The following is a 20,074-nucleotide window of genomic DNA, read 5'->3' on the forward strand; positions in this document are numbered from 1 at the left end:
GTTCATAGGCCAAGACCCAACTATGGAAAAAAGCGTTGGCCTTACCACCAAGGCTACCATGCCCACTACTCCATGTAAAACCGGTGCACTTCCTGGGAATTTACACATACTTATTGACAGTACCCGCGTTGCTATATTTTCGAGCGGGTTCAGACTTAGTTGGAGCGCGTTGCTATATTTTCGGAGCGGGTTCAAACTTAGTTGGAGCGCGTTGCTATACTTTCGAGCGGGTTCAGACTTAGTTGGAGCGCGTTGCTATATTTTCGAGCGGGGGTTCAAACTTAGTTGGAGCGCGTTGCTATACTTTCGAGCGGGTTCAGACTTAGTTGGAGCGCGTTGCTATATTTTCGAGCGGGTTCAAACTTAGTTGGAGCGCGTTGCTATATTTTCGAGCGGGTTCAAACTTAGTTGGAGCGCGTTGCTATACTTTCGAGCGGGTTATCTATTTTCCGAGCGGAATCAGACCATCGATAACATTTGCTAAATTTTATACTTCCTAAACGTATAAAAAGAGAAACCCGTACTGTTATCAAATTCTTTCATTAGAATTCAAATCAGTTTGGACTTCTCTTTAAATATAGTGATTTTATACCCGTTTTGCTACTCTTCTTTATTCGCTTTTAACTCAACAAATAATCATAATTCGTGATAGGTTATTTCTGGTCGGCTTCCGATACGGATGTTTACCCCCGTCTGTCCCAGTCCTTCACTAATATAAAATGGGCGGCCGTTATAATAGTGCAATCCTTTCACCATTTTCATTTTTACTAATTTCCCCATTTTCACTAAGTGATATGGTTTTGGCCAGTAGATTTGCCCGCCATGAAAATGTCCAGACAACAAATAATCAAAATGATAGTTCGACATGCTTAACACAATATTTGGGTCATGCGTCAGCACCAGGTTATATCCTTGCCCCAGCCCATCATATGATTTTTCAATATTGCTTCGCTTGGTACTGAAATCATCAATACCGATAATATTTAATGCTTTTCCAGCAACTTCAATTCTTTCATGCTCATTCTGCATCGTTTTAAATCCGTAATTATTTAATATATCTTTTAACTCATTAAAATTCTCATTTTGTAGAACATAATCGTGGTTTCCAAAAACAGCATACGACCCATATGCAGGGTTTAGCTGTGCAAGAGCTTCTAAATATGGAACTAACTTCGGGATACCTTGTTTACGATCAAGAAAATCACCTGTTAATGCAATCAAATCAATAGGCTGATCTTTTAAATCTTGATAAAGTTTTTCAGGAGAGATAGATATATTTTCTAAATGCATATCTGAAATATGCAGGATGCGTAGGGAAGAATGCATCGTTGTGGAATCCACTTCATCTATTTTTATATGATTGATTGTCACGGATTTCGTGTTTTTGTAACCCTTATAAAAATAGGAAGCTATTAGAATTGTAATAATCGTAATGATTACGTATGTCATTTAATCAACCTCCTCCATTTCATTATAAAAGAGAATCATAGATATTTTTAGTAGTAATATATGGTTAAAATGACATACAAACAAATGTAACTCTTATTTTTCCATAAGCACTTCCTTAAAAAGAAGGATAAAAAGAACCGAATTGACTAAAGCCTCAAGCGTTCTGAGCTTTGACTAAATAGGCTTCAAAAACAGCTAGAGAAAATTGCATTAATAGTATGGGGGACGATAGATTAAGCAGCGCTTTAATGTGAAAGCACTCCTCTAGATTGGGGTGGGACTTCGGGAAGGAGCGCATAGCCTTATTTTCGAGCGGTTTGAGTATTGGGTGGAGCGCGTACACTTTTGTTCGAGCGGATTTTGCCTTGGTTGGAGCGCCTAGCCTTTTGTTTGAGCGGATTTAGCATTGGGTCGAGCGCGTAGCCTTATTTTCGAGCGGGTTGAGTATTGGGTGGAGCGCGTACACTTTATTTTCGAGCGGGTTTTGCCTTGGTTGGAGCGCCTAGACTTTTTTCGAGCTGGTTCGGCATTGGGCGGAGCGCGTACACTTTTTTTCGAGCGCAGGCAACATTTGTTGGAGCGCTTAACCTTATTTCCGAGCGGGCACGGCACTTGTTGGAGCGCTTAACCTTATTTCCGAGCGAGGGGCGGCATAAAGTGGCTTGCATAGAAGGTAATCCATAAAGAAAACTGGGCAAGTAGCCTAAAAGGCGACTGCCCTAATTAAAACTGCAATTACTTATTCCAAGACCATTCAAATGGCATCATTTTACATGGTATTTTTCTAATAGTTCATCTTTCGACATTATGAGGTACATTGGGGTTGGGATTTCCTTTTTCAATTTTTGGGATGCTATCATATGAATCGGAAATAAAGAAAATTGCTTAAACCATCTATAGTATTTGTTTTGAAAAGGATACACTTCAAAGCCTAATTTTCTGCAGCCTTTGTGCAATGTTGTAATCCCGATAAGTCCTTTAATATGATTCATGTAACCGTGTGAATAAATGAAATTAGCCAGCGATGGAAGAGATTCCTTTACCATTTTATATATCTCTAATGCTCTTCTTATGTCATTGTCATAAGCTTGGACTTCCTTTAATAACTTCACATTATGCAAATGAATTTTTAACAGAATATCGTTTTTATGAATGACTGTCCCATCCATTAATGTTATCTTTCTTCCTTTATATTTCGTAAGCCTTACACGTATAATGGATCGGTTTCCGGGTTTATTTTCGACATATTCCAGCCGTGTCAAATCGTAATAGATAGGGTCCCATACACTCCAAATCCGTAAACACGTGCTCTTCATATTGATTCTCATCGTCGTAACCTCTCACAAATATAATGAAATCCACTCAATGAGTTCGAAGCTCAAGGCATGCTGGTGAAAAAGCAAACAAAGTTTTTATAATGGTAAAAGTTCTACTTCGATATACTTTTTGCTTTTCACCGCTCAGCTGAATCGTTAGGCATTGTCTTGAGCATCGACCCTTTCAAGTCTTACCGGCAGTATTTCCTGCTTCCATCGTAAAATCCTAATCTTGGGCCTTATTGCCAGCAATACTGAAATAAAATACAGTTTTATTTTGGGTTGGTTTGCAGATACTATTACAGGAATATTAAAGTAAAAATTAATCTTAACACCATCATTCCATCTGTTTTAACTATCATTTCAGTGCGAGCTAAAAACCAATTTAACGAATGTTCGAAAGGAGAGATAGGGATGTTTCGAGTATTATTTATGCCTTTCCTGCGGATACCTTCTGGACATCATCACGCAGCAGACAGTATAAAAGATCAGCTGGAATATTCTGACGAGATATCAGAAGAAATTGATTATGACAAACTTGAGATATTATCCCATTGCTTTGGTAAGTTGGAGTCATTTATTTCTTCGCTCTATTTACAATCCATCCACAAAGTTCCTGCTATTTATAGCCAAATTTATAGGTTTTCCGTTGTGAAAGGATCTAAAAGTAAAATTTATCAATTCTATGACCGCTTATTTTTAAAGAAAATGCTCCAGGCGTTAGAAGCACGGGATCCCCATTTGGTTATATGCACTCATTCTCTTCCTTCTTATCTGTTAAGCAAATTAAAAGAAAACAACCAATGGTCTGGAAAGGTTGTAAATGTTTATACGGATTATTTCGTCAATGATTTATGGGCAATAAATCATATTGACTATCATTTTGTTCCAAGTGAACACGTAAAACAAGAATTAAAAGAAAAAGGTGTCCTTGAAAAAAACATTCGCGTGACAGGTATTCCTATTCATCCTATTTTTAAACAACAAACCCGCGGGAATCGAAAAGCGAAAGAAAAGTTAATTGTTTTAGTCAGTGGAGGAAATATGGGAGCAGGTTCCATTGAAAAATTACTTCAGTCACTAAACGCCTCAGGCACTATTTCGTATTATGTACTATGCGGTAAAAACCACGTATTATACAGAAAAATTCAGCAACTTCATAACTCTGAAATAAAGGCTATTCCTTACCTTCGTTCCAAAGAGGATATGAATAAATTATATGACAAAGCAGATGCCATCATTACCAAGCCTGGAGGGGTTACCGTGACAGAGTGCCTATGGAAAAAGCTCCCTATCTTTGTGTATGAAGCATTGCCAGGGCAGGAAGAATTCAACTTGCATTATTTAAAAAGGCAAGGGCTTGTTTTTCATTTAGAGGATTGGAAGGATTCCTCAAAAAATATGGAAGAACAGATTTTAAATAGACTGCAAGAAGAACACCAGCAATGGGACGTTTTCCACCAGGGCATTGAAAATGAGGACATCGCACAAATTATTAAAGAGGTACTTTGCTAAGGCAGAAGACATTTTGAATCCCCCTATAAACGAAAAAAGGAGCCCTCTAGAGGCACCTTTTTTTGTTTGTTACGATATCGTTCGATCCCAAAAACGATGTGCAGCTATGGCATCAATAAATCGCTTTGAAAATTGCTCTGGCTGATGATTATTTACAACAACACCTGTTTTACTTGGCATTTGCAATTCATTAAACCATCGCTCCCCTTCCTCAGCGATGCCAATCGGTTTATAATGATCAAACGCCTCCTGCATAAACAATTTAGCTTTTTTCTTAAACGTATTATCCGCTTGTGTTCCGCCAACCGTATACACAGCATCAAATATAACTGATGAAGCAGTTGTAAACGTATGCTTGGCTATAAGTTCGCTGTTATCATCCGCACGTATAGGCCCGAGCCTATCACTTATAATTTCTGCTTTAACCCCTGCTGCTTGCAGCGTCTCGATCACTTTTTTGGTTTCCGCACCGTGAAATCCATCAGCAATAATGACAGCCGTTCTGCGGGTTTTGGCTAATTTCGGGGTATTCTCCTGGCTTAAGGCAGGTGACTTTTTGGTTATCTTTAATTGAACCTCTGCTGGAGGTACATTCACATCAATCTTTTCTGCGATTGCAGCAGCCATGGCATGATCAACGATAGCAAACATATCGACAATTTTCTGCTGGATAGGCTTATATTGCACTTTACCGACCTCAAAACAAAATGCATTTATAATATGCTTTTTTTCAGCGTCGCTCATGCTGTTCCAAAATAATCTTGCTTGACTAAAATGATCGTCAAAGCTTTTGCTTCTCGCTCTGATTTTATGTCCTTCAACCTTCTCTTGATAATGTGCAAAGCCGCCGTCCTTCTCGTCTACGGTATGTGGAGAATTATTAGCTAGCGAATTATTTCGATAAGAGACTTGTCCTTTATTTATCGTTTGGCGGTGAAATCCATCACGTTGGTTATTATGGAACGGACAAACTGGGCGGTTAATTGGGATCTCGTGAAAGTTTGGACCGCCAAGCCGAAGCAGCTGTGTATCCGTGTAGGAAAATAATCGCGTTTGAAGCAGGGGATCATTTGTAAAGTCAATCCCGGGCACGACGTTACCTACATGAAAAGCAACTTGTTCCGTTTCCGCAAAAACGTTATCAACGTTTCGATTCAACGTCATTTTACCGATAATTTCGACAGGAACATCTTCTTCTGGCCAGATCTTCGTTGAATCCAAAATATCAAAGTCAAATGCAAATTCATCTTTTTCCTCTAAAATTTGAACCCCAAGTTCAAACTCAGGATAGTCCCCCATATTGATCGCTTCCCAAAGATCACGGCGGTTAAAATCCGGATCCTTCCCGCCTAACTTTTCAGCTTCGTCCCAAACGAGCGAATGGGTGCCTAGAACTGGTTTCCAGTGGAACTTAACAAAATGGGATTTCCCTTCCTCATTCACAAACCGGAATGCATGCACACCAAACCCTTCCATCATCCTAAAACTTCGAGGAATAGCTCGATCACTCATCAGCCACATTACCATATGAGCAGACTCCTGATTTTGTGAAACCCAGTCCCAGAATGTATCATGAGCAGCACTTGCTTGCGGCATTTCATTATGCGGCTCTGGTTTAATGGCATGAACCACATCAGGGAATTTCATACCGTCTTGGATAAAAAAGACAGGAATATTATTGGCCACTAAATCAAAATTCCCTTCCTCTGTATAGAATTTTGTTGCAAATCCTCTGGCATCTCTGGGGGTATCCTTCGATCCACGTGACCCGACAACGGTGGAAAAACGGACGAACACAGGTGTCTTTACATTCGGATCATGTAAAAATTTTGCTCTGGTAAATTGTTTCATTGATTTATATACTTGAAATTCTCCATGAGCAGCAAAACCTCGCGCATGTACGACCCGTTCTGGGATGCGCTCATGATCAAAATGAGTCATTTTCTCACGGAAATGAAAATCTTCTATCAGCGTCGGTCCTCTTTCTCCTGCTGTTAGAGAACGTGCATCTTCCGTTAATTTAAGACCTTGATTCGTCGTCAACTTTTTATCTTCACTATCAGCGCTCCGAAAATATTCCAACTGCTCATTTTTACTATTTTTATTTATTTTTTTATCCTCATTTATCATGATGTTAAAAACTCCTTTTTATAGCAAAACTTTTGAACACCTTCTTATAGCTTGTGATTAAAAGCCCTCTCTTAATAGAAAGGGCATGCCTGTTTCATCTTGAAAATTTTTTCGTTATTGTGATTGAACCGCAGCTGGTGCATAACCTTGTTGCATTTGCATCATATCTTGCGGTGTAAGCTGCGGCACTTGATAATAACCGTGCTTGTTTTGATACAAAGAAATTTCATAAGCCATCTCAATACAGTTTGGAAGCGAATCTGCTAGAACTCTGCGTACAACAGGATTGGTTGATTCTAATGCTGCAGTCGCTTTGCCTGGTACACCTGATTTTACTGCACATAACATACTTTGTGCGATGAGCTCATCGTTTATTTCCGTAGGAGCCTGCATTGGTTTTTTAGGCTGGGAAGGGGGTTTTAACCCATAAGTGACCTGATTATCTTCTTTCATTTTATAGCTTTGTGTTGGATGAGAAGGATCCTTACCTGTTTTATAGCACTCCAGCGTAATATTATATTCATCTTGCATGAATGCTTTTTGTCTTTCTAAAATATCTCGAAGCTCTGGGCATTTCAGGTGTGCACTTAGAAGCGTATAGGTGTTAATCGTATTAATTGCACCTGACAATACCTCATGGACATCCAATATTTCGTGTCCCCCGTGATTCATTTGTGATGCCGATGCACTTGCAGAATTCATTTGTTGGGCGTTTTGATTATTTTGCATGAAAATCCTCCTAATAAATTTTTTCTTCGTATATATGGTGACAATAACGGAACACAATTATGCATCTAATCGTCTTTTTTATATAAATCATTAAAGTTTTATTTTGGTTGTGAAATACAAGTGAATAATCTGATAAAGAAATACGGAATACTTCCCTATAAAATGGGGATGGATAAGATGGAAGTAAAAAAGGAGGTAGTTAAGATGGATTCTAAAAAATTTATCGTAGGTGCCATAACGGCAATCCTTTCGATGGGTGTATTATTTGGTTGCGCGACGAATAATGATAACCAAGAGCCAGATCCGACTGAGGAACCGAATGAACAAAACCAAGAAGAAAACGTTGACGGAGGCCAAGGGCGCCAATAGAATAACCTATTTTCACACTATAATATCGGATTTATGTATTATAGTGTGCGTACATCATTTAGAAGGGGCTGAGACAAAAATATTTTGTTCCAGCCTCTTTTTTTAGACTTATAAGGATTTTTTTACATCTTGCTGCAATCTCAGCTGCCCTTGTTCTTATTCCCAATCTTCTGATTCTCTCTATATCCCTTATCCTTCCATGGCGGGTCTCCATATTTATGCAGTTTTTGATTTACTTTATAAACAGCGTATGGAATCAAAAAGGATAAAACGGCACAGAGCAGAATTAAATTTTCGGGTAATACCCCCATTACGCGATCCCACATAAAATCACTCGCTTCTTTTCAAATCTTTTGTCCGATTCGTCGTACCGACGGTTCGGATAGTGTTTTCTACCGTGACATTTATCGTTGCATTTTGGAAAATGTTTTTCCCATCTTCCCAGTCACCTTTTATTTTTTCCCACGTTTTATAATGTTTTTCTCGCATTATTTTACTGAATCCAAAAAAGTCCATGCCGATTTCTTCTTGGCCCTTTTTTAGTATATCGGTGACTTGGTGTTTAATCTCTTCTCTTAAATGTTTATTTACTACTTCCATATAATTTTCATCTAATAGGCTTCTTCCTCCAAACGTCTCAGCAATATTTCCTTCTGTATCAATTTCTATATCGATGGTAATATGATCTGTTTGGTCTGCCTCTATTTTAATATTACTTTTTGCTTGTTTTATTTCATAAACCATCTTCTCATCTTTAGCCTTAAAATTAATAAAGCCTCCCTTCAGTTTCCCTGTTATTAAATTTACACCAAAAATCTCTAGACCGCTGATTGTATCAACTAATTGATTACTTTTCCCATCAAAGATACCAGCACCATTAAAAATAATTCGATCCTCAAATGCGCGAACAATTGGAATAAGATAATTATATTCTTCTAACATGTATTCATTCAATTCTCCTATTCGAAGTGGTTGAATTAAGCCTCCGGCTCGATCGATATTGTCATTCACCGTATTAATATGCATAGCTGGGAGTGGTTCTAAAGTAGGTTCGATTTCGAGTATATCTTTTGCTTTTTTTGCAGAAACGACGACCCTGGTCTCCCTCCGCATTTCCGGATCGCGAATTAGGAGATCCATCACGTTTTCAAACATATGTGGTTCCTGTGCTAATTCTTCAGCAACCACAATGGATTGTAAATGCTCATAATAGGGAGCATTCCCTTGAATCGTTGCCATTTCCCGAGTCATTTCAAATAAACTTTGACCAGTTACTGATAAATTGCTATAGGGTTTTTCAGAACTATTTCCACCTTCACTGGGGGTGCCAAATCCAGCAGGGACAACAAACTGGTTTGTCATGGTTATCATCGGACTATCTCCAGATTGTTCCTCTGCTAAATCAAAAGCAACACCAACCACAAAGCCTCGTTCTTCAATATTCATTTCATCCCAGCATCCGGTAAGAAAAAAACAAAAACAGCATAGAAGAAATAGATATTTTTTATTCATTTCGCTTCACCCCTCTGATTTTAGCAACCACAGGCAGCAGAATAAGTACAGACAGATTTAAAATAATAATAGAATTACTCAGTATTGTTCCAAATAAGTCTAATTCCGTTACATCTTTCGGAAACATCGCAATGAGATATATGAACGGTGCACAGATAAAAATAAGTTTTATTTTCATCGTGTTTTTAAAAATAGAATTCAGCGCAAAAACACCAATGTCCATGGCCATCGTTGCAGTAATAAAAATGGCCATGATCCATATCACAAAAAATACAGATTCAAATCGTTCAAAAAATCCACCTGGTATTTCAACTACTTTCGCCAGCTCTACTGTCGGGTACAGTAAATTTGAGGTAACTTCAGTGCCAAACACTGCAATACACATGATAAATATCAAAATATATAATCCGACAGGTATACACATCCCTAGTGCCGCTGCCTTTGGTGCTTTTTTAGGCTCGTCAACCAAGGAAAGGTAAAACCACAAGATTCCAACGCCGAGATAAGCGGCTGAGCCTGAAGTAAAAATTTTAGGATAATCCTTTACAGGTGTTTGAAAAACAGGTAATAAATTCCCAAAATCAAACCAGCCTATATTAAATACAATTACTGTACATGCGATAAAAAGAATAATCGGCATAAATAGCAGATTGATTCGAAACAAACCGACCCTCGAACCGGCAACAGCATAGACGACAACCAACAAAAAGGTTAGTGCAATAACCTCGATGGGTGTGCGATCAAATAGATATTGTTGGGCTATATTAGAAATTTTACGAATTTGAAATGAAGTGATAAAAATAGAAACAATAGCAAATAGACATGTCAAAACAATTGCTACAGGTTTCGTTACGATCTTAGAGGCGTAGGTAAGAAATGTCTGATTGGGAAAACCGGATGCAAATTTGGCTATTGCCCAACATACAAAGATAATCATTAATCCTACAACCAATAAAGGAATCCAACCATCCGATCCTATCGTCAGAGCAGCCAAATCTCTAGGCAGGGAAAGAATCCCTACCCCAATCACGATGGATGGGATAGCAACCATAATATCTCTTTCACTGATTCTTTCATCTCCATATTTAAACCTTTTCATTGCCAATATCTCCTTTATTCATCAGCTTCTCATCATTGGTTTGCATAAAGACTGGACGTTTTTTCTTCATGGTAATAGGCGCACGTAAAACAAGATCCTTCCAATCACTCAAAAAGTTCGGTGCAAAGGGAGCCGAATATGGAACACCAAAACTCGTCAAATTAACAAGATGGATATTTATCATAATATATCCGAGAATGATTCCATACAGACCGAATATAGCAGCTGCACACATTAATCCAAACTGAAGGATCCGAAACGAAATGGCGATATCATACGAGGGCAGAGAGAAAGACGCAATAGCATTCAGGGCAACGACAATTACCATAATAGGACTAACTATTCCAGCTGAAACGGCTGCTTCCCCAATAACGAGCCCTCCTACAATTCCAATGGTTTGCCCAATTGCGGTTGGCAACCGCAAACCAGCTTCTCGTAGCAGTTCCATTGTAACCGTCATAATTAACGCTTCAATAAATGGAGGAAACGGAACTCCATGTCTCGATGCCGCAATAGAGAATGCTAATTTGGAAGGAATCAGTCCTTGATGATAGGAAACTAAGGCAATATATAAAGCTGGCAGAAATACCGAGATAAACGCTGCAAGGTAACGCAGCATTCTAATCAGCGTTGCAAGGGACCATCGCCAATAATAATCTTCAGGAGAATGCATGGAACTGCCGAAAGTCGCTGGTGCGATTAATACAAACGGCGTACGATCAAGCATAATGACAACCTTCCCTTGCAGCATTCCCTCAGCAGCTTTATCCGGTCTCTCTGTACTTAAAACCTGTGGAAAAGGCGACAAAAAACTATCCTCAATCCATTGCTCAATATAACCAGATTCCGGTGCATCATCGATATCAATCGTTTCCAGTCTTCGTTTTACTTCTTCAACGATGTCTGGATTCGCAATACCATCCATATAGACGACAAGAAGGTCCTTTTTAGAGCGCCTGCCAACTTTATAATTTTTAAAACGCAGGTTAGGATCAGCTATTTGCTGACGAATCAGAACCGTATTTGTACTTAAGTCCTCTACAAATCCCTCTCTTGGACCGCGAATAAGTGATTCTGACTGCGGTTCTTCAACGGATCGATTTTCCCCGCCTTTGGTATCCATGATAAGCACTTGGTTTACCTCATCCAAATAGAACACCGTTTTACCGCTGAGGATGGCATTCGATACATCATCTAGTGATTGTCCCCGTTCGATATCTGTTAGCGTAATAACTTCATGTTGAATTACGTCAAATAGCTCCTGTTTATCATCAGGCAATTCTGTTGCCTGTTTTAAATCTTCCATAATATGATCCTGGATATAGACGCTCTCTACTAAGCCATCGATATAAACAATTGCTGTGCGATGATTTCCATTACCAATGGTAAATTCACGTATAATAAGATCATTTGGATTTTCTAGCATTTTTCTTACATTTCCCAGATTTTCAGCCAGATTCGTTCCGATCTCTAGAGAGAAATTTTCTTCTGCTTTTTTTTTATCATTTTTCCGATATAAAGATCGACCCAACTTTATCCCCTCAAGTCATCTAAAATAATTGCTCCTCTTCTTTTTCCCAATGAACCTATATTTATGTATAAAATATATCCAGTAGTAAAATCTAAATCTATATTCCACTTAAGAAAGGGGTCAAAAACAAAATGGAAGAAAAAAAAGTAAAAGTGCATCTAACAGCGGCTGAGATTGCTTCTTTATGGACAGGATATATGAATGATACGATGGCGAGATGCATCTTGGGTTTCATGCTGAAATATATTGATGACCCTGAAATAAAGCCCGTTGTTCAACAAGCCTATGACATTTCTGCAAATCATATCGAGCAGCTGCATCAAATTTTTGAAAAAGAAAATTATGCAATCCCAAATGGTTTTACGGAGAAAGATGTCAATATGAATGCCCCTTGGCTTTTTACTGATACATTTTGTTTAACGTATGTCACGCAGATGGCAAGAATTGGGATGATTACTTACAGTGGGTTTGTCTCGATGAGTATAAAAAAGGAAATTAGAGATTATTCCATACAGGCGCTCAAGGAAGCAACAACGCTTTATGATGACGCTGTCAAAGTTGCTCTTGAGAAAGGAATAAATTCGAGGCACCCCTATATTGAGGTCCCTAAAGAAACAGATTATGTCGACAGCAAAAAATATTATAGCGGTCTTAATCCATTTAGTGAGAAACGACCGTTAAATGCCGTTGAAATTTCTCATTTATATTTAAACATCCAGACAAATGAAATGGGGGCAAGATTATGCCTTGCATTTGCCCAAACCTCCCCTGCCAAAGTTGTACAGGATTTTATGATTAGGGGGAAAAATATTTCACAAAAGCATATAAAAATATTCGTGGATACCTTGATGAAAGGTGATCTTGGAGCGCCACAAATACCGGATGTAGCGGTTAGTGATTCCACAACACAAACTTTTTCTGATAAATTAATGATGTTTCATATGTCCTTGATTATGTCAGCAGGAGTTGGAAACTATGCCACTGCCGGAGCGGCTAGTCAGCGAACAGATTTATCCCTTAATTATTCACGTCTGTCCTTAGAAATTGCCCGGTTTGCAAAAAGCGGTGCAGATATCATGATTGATAATAATTGGCTCGAACAACCGCCAAGCACCAAAAATCGGGAAAAATTAGCCAGGAATAAGGAGAAAAGCTGATTCACTCTATCAGTTGAATTACATTGCACTAAAATTTCGGGAGGGAAAAGAACATGGAAAGAAAGATCAACTTAACAGCTGCGGAACTGTCCCAAATTTGGGGTTCGTACATGAATGCCAGTCTCAACAGTGCCGTATATTCTTATTTTAAAGAAAAGGTAGAAGATGAGGAGATTCGTCCGGTAATCGAGGACGTATATAATATGGAACGAGATCACTTAGAGAAGCTCAAAAGTTTTCTAATCAAGGAAAGCCACCCCGTACCTCAGGGATTTACAGATGGAGATGTCAATACGCAAGCACCAAAGCTTTACACAGACGGCTATATGCTGCAGCATACTTTAAATCTAGGAATGCTGGGAATGACTGCTTTGACGATGTCAATAAGCAGCAGTGCCCGCGAAGATGTTTACTCCTTTTTTAGCAAAGCATTCCAGGATTATCATGCGATCCATCATAAGGCGACACAGATTGCTCTATCCAAGGGTACGTTTGTCCGTCCACCTTCGATACCTGCCCTAAAAGAAGTAGATTTTGTGAAAAAGCAAAATTTCCTGAAGGGTTGGTTAGGTGAGCGCAGACCGCTGCTAGCTCAGGAAATTACAAGCTTATTTGGCAATATAGAGCGAAATGCATTAGGGGCTGCTACATTAACCGGTTTTAGCCAGGTCGCAAAGTCAAAAGAAGTTAAATCCTATCTACTAAGAGGAATTGATATCGCTAAAAAGCATGTGAACATATTTAGCGAATCTTTACAAGGGAGCGGTCTTTCTGTTCCTATGGGCTCTGATTCCCTAGTAACAAATTCTGCTGAGGTTTCCCCTTTTTCCGATAAATTAATAATGTTTCATACGACAGGCATGATTTCACAGGGTTTCGGGTTTTATGGTTTCAGTATCTCGACCAATACGAGAAAGGACATCGGAGCAAATTATTACCGTCTGATGAATGAAATTTTACTTTACTCAGAAGATGGTACCAATATCTTAATCAAAAATGGCTGGCTGGAAGAACCGCCACGAATGATTGATAGGGAAGAGTTAGCGAAAACGGAAAAAGGAAAAGGCTAAAGAGACAGGAAATATTTTCTTATTTATTTTATATACCCGATGTTCGAAATAACCTCCAAAAGCAACAGGTTGGAAAGAATTATCGAAGTAGGTGAGTTATTGGAGACAAAGTTAACGAAGAAAAGCAAGAAGCTTGAGGCGGTCCTTTGGAGCATTGCGCTGCCTGGATTCGCTCAATTATTAAATCATCGTTATATAAAAGGGATTCTATTTATTGGATTGGAGATTTTAATTAATGTAATGGGGAATTTGAATACCGTCATTATTTTAAGCTTCCATCTTAAAATTGAAGAAGCAATCGCACAAACCAATTATTTGTGGCTCATGTTTTATCCGTGCTTATATTTCTTTACAATATGGGATGCATATAAGGATGCCGGTGGTGGAGAAAAGCCTTTTGCATATCTGCCGCTTGCTTTCACAGCCTATTTTGTTACAGTAGGCGTCATTTTTTCACCAAACTTAACAATTTTCGGGCACTTTATCGGTCCTGTATGGATGCCAATTCTATCTACACCGATTGGTTTAGCAATTGGCGGGCTTATCAGATGGTTTCTACTAAAAATAAATGCGGATGGCGAATCAGAAGAGGTTATTTGACAATGCTCTTAAGCTTTAGTTTAGCTTAAGAGCTATTGGTTTTGGCAGCGAGTAGTTTCTGCCAGCTCCCACAGATAAAAAAGCATCCACATTTCAAAAACACCATTAACTATTTGGCTAGATAAAAAGGTCAAAGAGGGTACGATTAATCTTTGTAACTCTATTTCCATATACCGTGACCTTTCATTAATATACGAATATTTATTTAGGTAGCGGGAAAAATAGTTCTGGGTTGGACCAAGCCAAGTTGTTTTCTTTATTTGGAACACCTATTGCAGAAAATCACTGTACCTTACTTCGGAAAAATTAGGAGTGTGCGACATGCAGCCTACTTGGCAAGATGTTATGGAATTAACAAAGCAATTTAGGGACACAAAATTGGAATATTGGTTAAATGAGAACTTATTTACCTTCAGTTGGTGGATTCTTTTCATTACAACAATTGGCCTTTTTGTTGTATGGCTGATTCTTTTAGATAAAAAGAGAATATTCGAGATTATTACATACGGATTTTTTGTAACAAGTGTAGCCATCTTAGGTGATGCACTAGGTGTTATGTTAATGTTATGGAATTACCCAAATTCCTTATTACCTGTATCTCTGATTATTGAAATACACAGAATACAAATGCCTGCTATTTATATGATTATCTACCAATACTTCCCGAAATGGAAATCATTTTTAATTGCCTCTACGATAAATGCATTTATTTTCGCATTTATCCTGGAACCGACTTTGGTGCAGTTACAGATATATGAAATGTTTCATTGGAAACATATCTATTCATTCTTGCCTTATATTATTATTGCCGTTGTATTCAAATTTGTAATTAATAAATTTAAGCAGTGGGATCAGCATTATAAATAGCCTATTTCCCTTATCTCGTCTTGCTCTTTCCAATTATTTTTATTCCCGTACGCCTAATACGATTGGGGATGTATACAACTACCTGGTTGTACGCACAAAGGATGTTTACCAAAAAGAAATAAAACCTTGAAAGGGAACTTTAGAGATGCAGAATTATACACCTGATAATACAGCCAGACGTTATACCGCATATGTCAGCACGGTCGGCACGACACAAATTCATTTAAGAAACCCTTATATTATTGCCTGGTGGAGTGCCGCTTTCCCGGGATTCGGCCACCTGCTTTTATCAAAATATCTGCGTGGGTTTGTCCTATTTATTTGGGAAGTAATTGTTAACCTGCAAGCTAATATTAATTTGGCGATTATTTATAGCTTTCAAGGAAACTTTGAGACAGCTACAAGTGTAGTAGATACCAGATGGCTCTTACTATATACACCCGTATATTTCTTTGCTATCTGGGACAGTTATCGTACAACCAACGATATGAATAGAGTTTACACTGCGTCCGAGCTTGAAGGACATCGTTTTAATACATTTAATATTGGGCCGGTAGAAATAAATTATTTAGATAAACGAAATCCGCTCATGGCAGTGGTAGCATCGATCATTACACCCGGGCTGGGGCAGCTTTACATACACCGAATTTTCACGGCTTTCTTTGTGATTATCTGGGTGCTTCTCTTTTTTTACTTTTCTCATTTTCCGGAGGCTCTTACGTATCTGCTTCAAGGAGAAATTCAACAAGCTAACTCTGTGATAAACGCTGAATGGATCTTATTTCTTCCCTCCGTTTATGGTTTTTCTATGTACGATGCCTACGTAAATACGGTGGAAAATAATAAGCTTTTCGATAGAGAGCAGCGACAATATCTCAAAGATCATTATCAAAATACCTCATTTAAGATCTTAAAGGGGAAGAAGGTTGACTAATTATGCAGGTTTTCTCAACATTTGAACATCATATATCTTTAGAGATAGCGATAGGCACGCTGAAAAGAATAGGTATTCCAAACGAAAATATTTTTGCTGTTCCGCTAGATAGTCAAATAGAAAAACCCAGGTTGTTTGATACACTTCACAGAGCAGACGGAACATCCCTTATCGATATCGGATTGGCGATTGGTACAGGTTTTTCTGTAATCGGTGCAAGTATTGGATTAATGTTATATTGGGGACCAATCATTTGGGGACTAATTGGAGCATTTATCGGATTTCTTATCGGATTCGCAATTAGACTATATGTTGAATATGTCGTTAAAAAACGGAAAAGAGCGTTAAAAGGGGAGCATTCCGAAGTGATTTTAATCATTGATTGTAAGGAAGAACAGGCAGAAATGGTGGAAAGTATTCTCTGGAAAAATTATGCCATCGGGGTCGCAAAAGTGAAATAATGCAAATAGAATGTAGAGATTGCAGAGAATCAAGGGAATCAAATCTAACTGATCTAAAAAACCATTTCTAGGTCTTTGGATCACTCTCTTAGGATTTTCTATAACAGGTTCACCCTCTCCGGCTGTTGCAGTTACCAAAATATTCCAATCCTTTGACCAAAAGAAAAAAGCGGTACCTTCAGCAGAATGAAGATACCACACCTATTATCTTAAGAAACATCCGCTATAACTTTCCTAAACAGTTTCCGTAGTAGCAGGCAAAAGATAATTCTTTGCCATTTGAACAGCACTTTCTGCTTCAATATAACCCCATACGTCATCAAGTGTTGGGTGAGATGTCGCTTTTAGGATGCTCTTAACATCATTAGGACTGAGCTTCGGATTAGCTTCTAGCATCAGAGCAATGATTCCCGCACAAATTGGTGTTGCCATGGATGTTCCAGACAATTGAATATAGCTTTCATCGATCACCATCTCTGGGATTTCCGATTCAATAGCCGATCCTGGAGCGAGCAAGGAAATAATATTTGTACCTGGTGCATAAACATCCGGCTTAACGAGCGTATCAATCGTAGGACCTCTACTAGAATAATCTGCTATCACATCATCTGTACGTTCTAAAGTGTTCTGGTCATCCGTCGAACCAACGGTAATAATAAATGGATCGATTGCAGGGGTGCTTATCGTTGCTGCACTAGGTCCACTATTTCCCGCTGCAGCACATACAACCATTCCTTCATGCCACGCAGCTTGGGCAGCTAATGATAATGGATCATCTCGGAAAGATTCATATGCCGGAGCCCCAAGTGAAAGAGAGATAATGCGTATATTATGCTCTTCTTTATGATCGATACACCATTCCAAGCCTTCAATTATAGTGGATAACCTTCCACTCCCTTGTTCATCCAGAACTTTTAAACCAACAATAGAGGCCTCTGGTGCAGGACCCGCATACTTTCCATTAGAAAGACTTCCGTTTCCTGCTGCATCTCCAGCACAATGCGTCCCATGTCCATTGTCATCATACGGTTCACTTTCTCCATTTATGAAATCTTGAAAAGCTATAATTCGATTCGTGGGATTCGTTAAGTCATCATGTGGATGGATACCTGTATCTATTACTGCAATCGTAACATCCTTTCCAGTTACCCCAAGCTCTTCTCTTACTTTAACAGCTCCTGTTTGCTCACAGGCTATATCTAAAAAGGAGGTTACTTTCCGATCGTAAAAAATCCGATCTACTGCGTCATGGTCTTTAATTTGTTTTATTCTATCAGGTGTTAAGTGTCCCTTCATGGCATTTATACTGCGAAGTTCTCTACCTAGTTTGTTGTGGGGGTCAGCATTGCATACTTTTAGAAGGTCGCCTTTTTTGTCTTGATTGCAATTCTTTTTCAGGTAAACGATAATGGGGATTTCTTGATTGTTGGTTTCATGATTGGTTACTTTTCGAGAATTTCGTAATTGCTCCACTAAGCCAGGGTCAAGTTTACGTTCTGCGTTTTCGAACCACACTTTTTTCCGGTTGCTCATATTACTCCTCCTCGTAAAATATTTACTTTCATTAATAGATTACCAATAAAAAGTAAATAAAACAATCGGACAAGTTTACTATTTTTCGAAAATTATGATAAATATGTAGTAGTTTTGTCTACGTTTAGACAAAACTTGCGTTCATACGAAGTCGAGTTTTGTTTAATTAGATAACTGAAATCTGTTGGTTCTTATAAAAAAATCGAAAGGTGACCGGCACACATTAACTCAAGTTTTAATGTATTATTTCAGTTATTTTACAAATGGTAGTAGTATAAGTTCTATATGTCAGGAGGGGATTACCTGAAATTTTCAATGCGTGGAGATGCTCATAAACTTTATCTTCAACTAAAAGAGATGCCGGTTGAAGACATAAAAAAGAGCCAATATTTAAGGGAAACAGCAGCTATTAAAGCATTTTATCAGTTGCTCGATAATGAAACGTTACGGCTAATTTATTTTCAGATAGTAAAAGAAAAGAACGGTATTGGAATCATTCCAATTTTTGCAACAGCTATACCGTGGCTGCTTTTTCTTTTTGCTAACCCTTTGGAAAACTTCCTCTTTCACGATGGAAGCTCGAACTGGATGATTTTTTCTATTGTTTACTTGATTTTACTCTCGATAAGTTTAGTTCTACATTTTAAAGAAAAAGCATGGGCGAATGTGCATATGGAGATCATTCAAGATATTTTAACGAGACGAAACTAATTGTACTTTGAAAGAACAACCCGATTCTTTACAGACAGACCGGGGACCAGCTAGAATCGGGTTGTCTATATTATAATCGAACAAGAGTGTCTGCTAATTTTTATTTCGTTGGCAAATCTTCAATACTATCAATTTCCATGTATTCCGGGACGACAAATCCTTGTTGAGCACCTTCCAGGTTCGGACCCAAATCAACAATTTCATCTTGATATTGCTCCGCATAAGAAGCCGCGCCTACAGGTAGCCAGGCGATTAACATCCCATCTACTTCCCCTACAGAAAGACTTTCAAATGCAATCCCCATATCGAGTGCAGTTAATTCCACGGTATAACCCAATTCTTCAAGGACAAGGGCAACCACATTCGTGGAGGAAAGTTCTGTATCCCAATTAACATAAGTTAACTCAATTGTTTCATTATTAACTGGTTCAATGCCTTCCATCCAACCCTCAACTTTATCCCGGTTATCAGCAATCCATTCTTCAGCTGCTTCTCTGGGTTCGAGGCCACTCTGTCCAAATTTCGCCATTACTTCATTCATATCAGACACTTCCCAATGAAAGTTGTCCAACAGCTGATAAGCGGAGGGATGGTCCTCTTCCAGGCCTTGACGGACCATTGTATGAATATTTTCCGATTCGCCTAGTGTACCCTGTGGATCCTCCAAGAATTTCAAATCATATTCGCTAAACATCCAATGTGGCTGCCAAAGTGTAACAACAATCGGTTCTTCATTTTCCATAGCATGCAGCATTTCCGTAAGCATCGCTGGTTCTGTACTCGGTATTAGTTCCACATCCAAGTTGTATGCTTCAACTGTTTTCTCTGTGATTTCCATTGTCCCGGACCCTGGCTCAATCCCGACGATTTCTGTAATATCAGCTGCTTCGTTCTTTTCTTCTGTATTACCGTCGCTGGCCTCTCCCTGACAAGCTGCCAATATCATTAGAATACTTACGCTTAAAATAGCAATGCCTTTTTTTAATATCGAATTCATATTTTTAGACCTCCCTTTCTACATAGTAGATTTACAACCGTCAAACTTTTCGACGACTCGAGAATATAATAGAATAAATAAAATTTTAAGGCAA

At 38.5% G+C, this 20,074-nt stretch carries 18 protein-coding genes; 9 read left to right on the forward strand and 9 right to left on the reverse strand.

The genetic code is table 11. From position 1 onward, the window contains the following. Window positions 1-636 precede the first annotated feature (636 nt). Together KI343_RS16990 and KI343_RS16995 are read right to left on the reverse strand one after the other, a co-directional pair. Window positions 637-1,449 carry a metallophosphoesterase gene (locus tag KI343_RS16990; RefSeq protein ID WP_212927612.1) on the reverse strand — a complete coding sequence of 271 codons (813 nt, stop codon included), beginning with the start codon at window positions 1,447-1,449 and terminating at the stop codon, window positions 637-639. A 764-nt stretch (window positions 1,450-2,213) separates the two neighbouring features. Continuing rightward, window positions 2,214-2,777: a YkoP family protein gene (locus KI343_RS16995; protein WP_244857061.1), complete on the reverse strand. Its 564-nt coding sequence runs from the start codon at window positions 2,775-2,777 to the stop codon at window positions 2,214-2,216. A 402-nt stretch (window positions 2,778-3,179) separates the two neighbouring features. On the opposite strand from KI343_RS16995, the gene KI343_RS17000 reads away from it, so the two are divergent. Then, window positions 3,180-4,280, forward strand: a complete 1,101-nt coding sequence (locus KI343_RS17000) for an MGDG synthase family glycosyltransferase (RefSeq protein WP_212927613.1) — start codon at window positions 3,180-3,182, stop codon at window positions 4,278-4,280. A 69-nt stretch (window positions 4,281-4,349) separates the two neighbouring features. Here the strand turns inward: KI343_RS17000 and KI343_RS17005 are convergent, their stop codons facing one another. After that, on the reverse strand, window positions 4,350-6,410 hold the full coding sequence (locus tag KI343_RS17005) for a catalase (protein WP_212927614.1): 2,061 nt from the start codon (window positions 6,408-6,410) through the stop codon (window positions 4,350-4,352). A 114-nt stretch (window positions 6,411-6,524) separates the two neighbouring features. Next, window positions 6,525-7,139 (reverse strand): spore coat protein, encoded by a 615-nt coding sequence (locus tag KI343_RS17010; RefSeq protein ID WP_212927615.1) that lies wholly within the window; start codon window positions 7,137-7,139, stop codon window positions 6,525-6,527. Between the two features lie 204 nt (window positions 7,140-7,343). On the opposite strand from KI343_RS17010, the gene KI343_RS17015 reads away from it, so the two are divergent. Next, entirely contained in the window at window positions 7,344-7,508 is a 165-nt protein-coding gene (locus KI343_RS17015) for a hypothetical protein (RefSeq protein WP_212927616.1), read from the forward strand. Between the two features lie 330 nt (window positions 7,509-7,838). On the opposite strand, the gene KI343_RS17020 is transcribed toward KI343_RS17015, so the two are convergent. The 3 genes from KI343_RS17020 to KI343_RS17030 are packed head-to-tail and all read right to left on the reverse strand — an operon-like array spanning window position 7,839 to window position 11,650. Further along, a complete protein-coding gene (locus KI343_RS17020) occupies window positions 7,839-9,020 on the reverse strand; it encodes a Ger(x)C family spore germination protein (protein WP_212927617.1) in 1,182 nt (393 codons plus the stop codon). Beyond that, a complete protein-coding gene (locus KI343_RS17025) occupies window positions 9,013-10,119 on the reverse strand; it encodes a GerAB/ArcD/ProY family transporter (RefSeq protein WP_212927618.1) in 1,107 nt (368 codons plus the stop codon). The genes KI343_RS17020 and KI343_RS17025 overlap by 8 nt, the downstream gene beginning before the upstream one ends. Next, entirely contained in the window at window positions 10,106-11,650 is a 1,545-nt protein-coding gene (locus tag KI343_RS17030) for a spore germination protein (protein ID WP_244857065.1), read from the reverse strand. Before KI343_RS17030 ends, KI343_RS17025 begins: the two co-directional genes overlap by 14 nt. A gap of 131 nt (window positions 11,651-11,781) precedes the next feature. On the opposite strand from KI343_RS17030, the gene KI343_RS17035 reads away from it, so the two are divergent. The 6 genes from KI343_RS17035 to KI343_RS17060 all read left to right on the forward strand — a co-directional run bounded on the left by KI343_RS17035 (window position 11,782) and on the right by KI343_RS17060 (window position 16,739). After that, window positions 11,782-12,807 carry a DUF3231 family protein gene (locus KI343_RS17035; RefSeq protein WP_212927619.1) on the forward strand — a complete coding sequence of 342 codons (1,026 nt, stop codon included), beginning with the start codon at window positions 11,782-11,784 and terminating at the stop codon, window positions 12,805-12,807. Between the two features lie 53 nt (window positions 12,808-12,860). Beyond that, window positions 12,861-13,877: a DUF3231 family protein gene (locus tag KI343_RS17040; RefSeq protein ID WP_212927620.1), complete on the forward strand. Its 1,017-nt coding sequence runs from the start codon at window positions 12,861-12,863 to the stop codon at window positions 13,875-13,877. Window positions 13,878-13,976: 99 nt separating this feature from the next. Beyond that, complete coding sequence (locus KI343_RS17045; RefSeq protein ID WP_212927621.1) at window positions 13,977-14,477, forward strand: hypothetical protein; 501 nt, start codon at window positions 13,977-13,979, stop codon at window positions 14,475-14,477. Window positions 14,478-14,798: 321 nt separating this feature from the next. Further along, window positions 14,799-15,344, forward strand: coding sequence for a CBO0543 family protein (locus KI343_RS17050; protein WP_212927622.1), 546 nt, complete (start codon window positions 14,799-14,801; stop codon window positions 15,342-15,344). A 145-nt stretch (window positions 15,345-15,489) separates the two neighbouring features. Then, window positions 15,490-16,278 carry a hypothetical protein gene (locus KI343_RS17055; RefSeq protein WP_212927623.1) on the forward strand — a complete coding sequence of 263 codons (789 nt, stop codon included), beginning with the start codon at window positions 15,490-15,492 and terminating at the stop codon, window positions 16,276-16,278. Window positions 16,279-16,280: 2 nt separating this feature from the next. Next, window positions 16,281-16,739: a hypothetical protein gene (locus KI343_RS17060; protein WP_212927624.1), complete on the forward strand. Its 459-nt coding sequence runs from the start codon at window positions 16,281-16,283 to the stop codon at window positions 16,737-16,739. A 234-nt stretch (window positions 16,740-16,973) separates the two neighbouring features. Here KI343_RS17060 and KI343_RS17065 read toward each other — a convergent pair whose 3' ends face one another. Further along, window positions 16,974-18,272: a S8 family peptidase gene (locus KI343_RS17065; protein WP_212927625.1), complete on the reverse strand. Its 1,299-nt coding sequence runs from the start codon at window positions 18,270-18,272 to the stop codon at window positions 16,974-16,976. A 315-nt stretch (window positions 18,273-18,587) separates the two neighbouring features. Between KI343_RS17065 and KI343_RS17070 the strand changes: the two genes are divergently transcribed. Then, a complete protein-coding gene (locus tag KI343_RS17070; RefSeq protein ID WP_244857068.1) occupies window positions 18,588-18,983 on the forward strand; it encodes a hypothetical protein in 396 nt (131 codons plus the stop codon). A gap of 100 nt (window positions 18,984-19,083) precedes the next feature. Here KI343_RS17070 and KI343_RS17075 read toward each other — a convergent pair whose 3' ends face one another. Next, window positions 19,084-19,980, reverse strand: coding sequence for a glycine betaine ABC transporter substrate-binding protein (locus KI343_RS17075; protein WP_212927627.1), 897 nt, complete (start codon window positions 19,978-19,980; stop codon window positions 19,084-19,086). Between the last annotated feature and the right edge of the window lie 94 nt (window positions 19,981-20,074).

The sequence above is a fragment of the Oceanobacillus sp. J11TS1 genome (assembly GCF_018333215.1).
Taxonomy (GTDB): domain Bacteria; phylum Bacillota; class Bacilli; order Bacillales; family Amphibacillaceae; genus Oceanobacillus.

Excerpts from the sequence above, each read along its gene's own strand:
- KI343_RS17015 (WP_212927616.1), top strand. The coding sequence starts at position 7,344 with ATGGATTCTAAAAAATTTATCGTAGGTGCCATAACGGCAATCCTTTCG.
- KI343_RS17070 (WP_244857068.1), top strand. The coding sequence starts at position 18,588 with ATGCGTGGAGATGCTCATAAACTTTATCTTCAACTAAAAGAGATGCCG.
- KI343_RS16995 (WP_244857061.1), bottom strand. The coding sequence starts at position 2,777 with ATGAGAATCAATATGAAGAGCACGTGTTTACGGATTTGGAGTGTATGG.
- KI343_RS17050 (WP_212927622.1), top strand. The coding sequence starts at position 14,799 with ATGCAGCCTACTTGGCAAGATGTTATGGAATTAACAAAGCAATTTAGG.
- KI343_RS17025 (WP_212927618.1), bottom strand. The coding sequence starts at position 10,119 with ATGAAAAGGTTTAAATATGGAGATGAAAGAATCAGTGAAAGAGATATT.
- KI343_RS17060 (WP_212927624.1), top strand. The coding sequence starts at position 16,281 with ATGCAGGTTTTCTCAACATTTGAACATCATATATCTTTAGAGATAGCG.
- KI343_RS17010 (WP_212927615.1), bottom strand. The coding sequence starts at position 7,139 with ATGCAAAATAATCAAAACGCCCAACAAATGAATTCTGCAAGTGCATCG.
- KI343_RS17075 (WP_212927627.1), bottom strand. The coding sequence starts at position 19,980 with ATGAATTCGATATTAAAAAAAGGCATTGCTATTTTAAGCGTAAGTATT.
- KI343_RS17020 (WP_212927617.1), bottom strand. The coding sequence starts at position 9,020 with ATGAATAAAAAATATCTATTTCTTCTATGCTGTTTTTGTTTTTTTCTT.
- KI343_RS17065 (WP_212927625.1), bottom strand. The coding sequence starts at position 18,272 with ATGAGCAACCGGAAAAAAGTGTGGTTCGAAAACGCAGAACGTAAACTT.
- KI343_RS17040 (WP_212927620.1), top strand. The coding sequence starts at position 12,861 with ATGGAAAGAAAGATCAACTTAACAGCTGCGGAACTGTCCCAAATTTGG.
- KI343_RS17035 (WP_212927619.1), top strand. The coding sequence starts at position 11,782 with ATGGAAGAAAAAAAAGTAAAAGTGCATCTAACAGCGGCTGAGATTGCT.
- KI343_RS17055 (WP_212927623.1), top strand. The coding sequence starts at position 15,490 with ATGCAGAATTATACACCTGATAATACAGCCAGACGTTATACCGCATAT.
- KI343_RS16990 (WP_212927612.1), bottom strand. The coding sequence starts at position 1,449 with ATGACATACGTAATCATTACGATTATTACAATTCTAATAGCTTCCTAT.
- KI343_RS17000 (WP_212927613.1), top strand. The coding sequence starts at position 3,180 with ATGTTTCGAGTATTATTTATGCCTTTCCTGCGGATACCTTCTGGACAT.
- KI343_RS17005 (WP_212927614.1), bottom strand. The coding sequence starts at position 6,410 with ATGATAAATGAGGATAAAAAAATAAATAAAAATAGTAAAAATGAGCAG.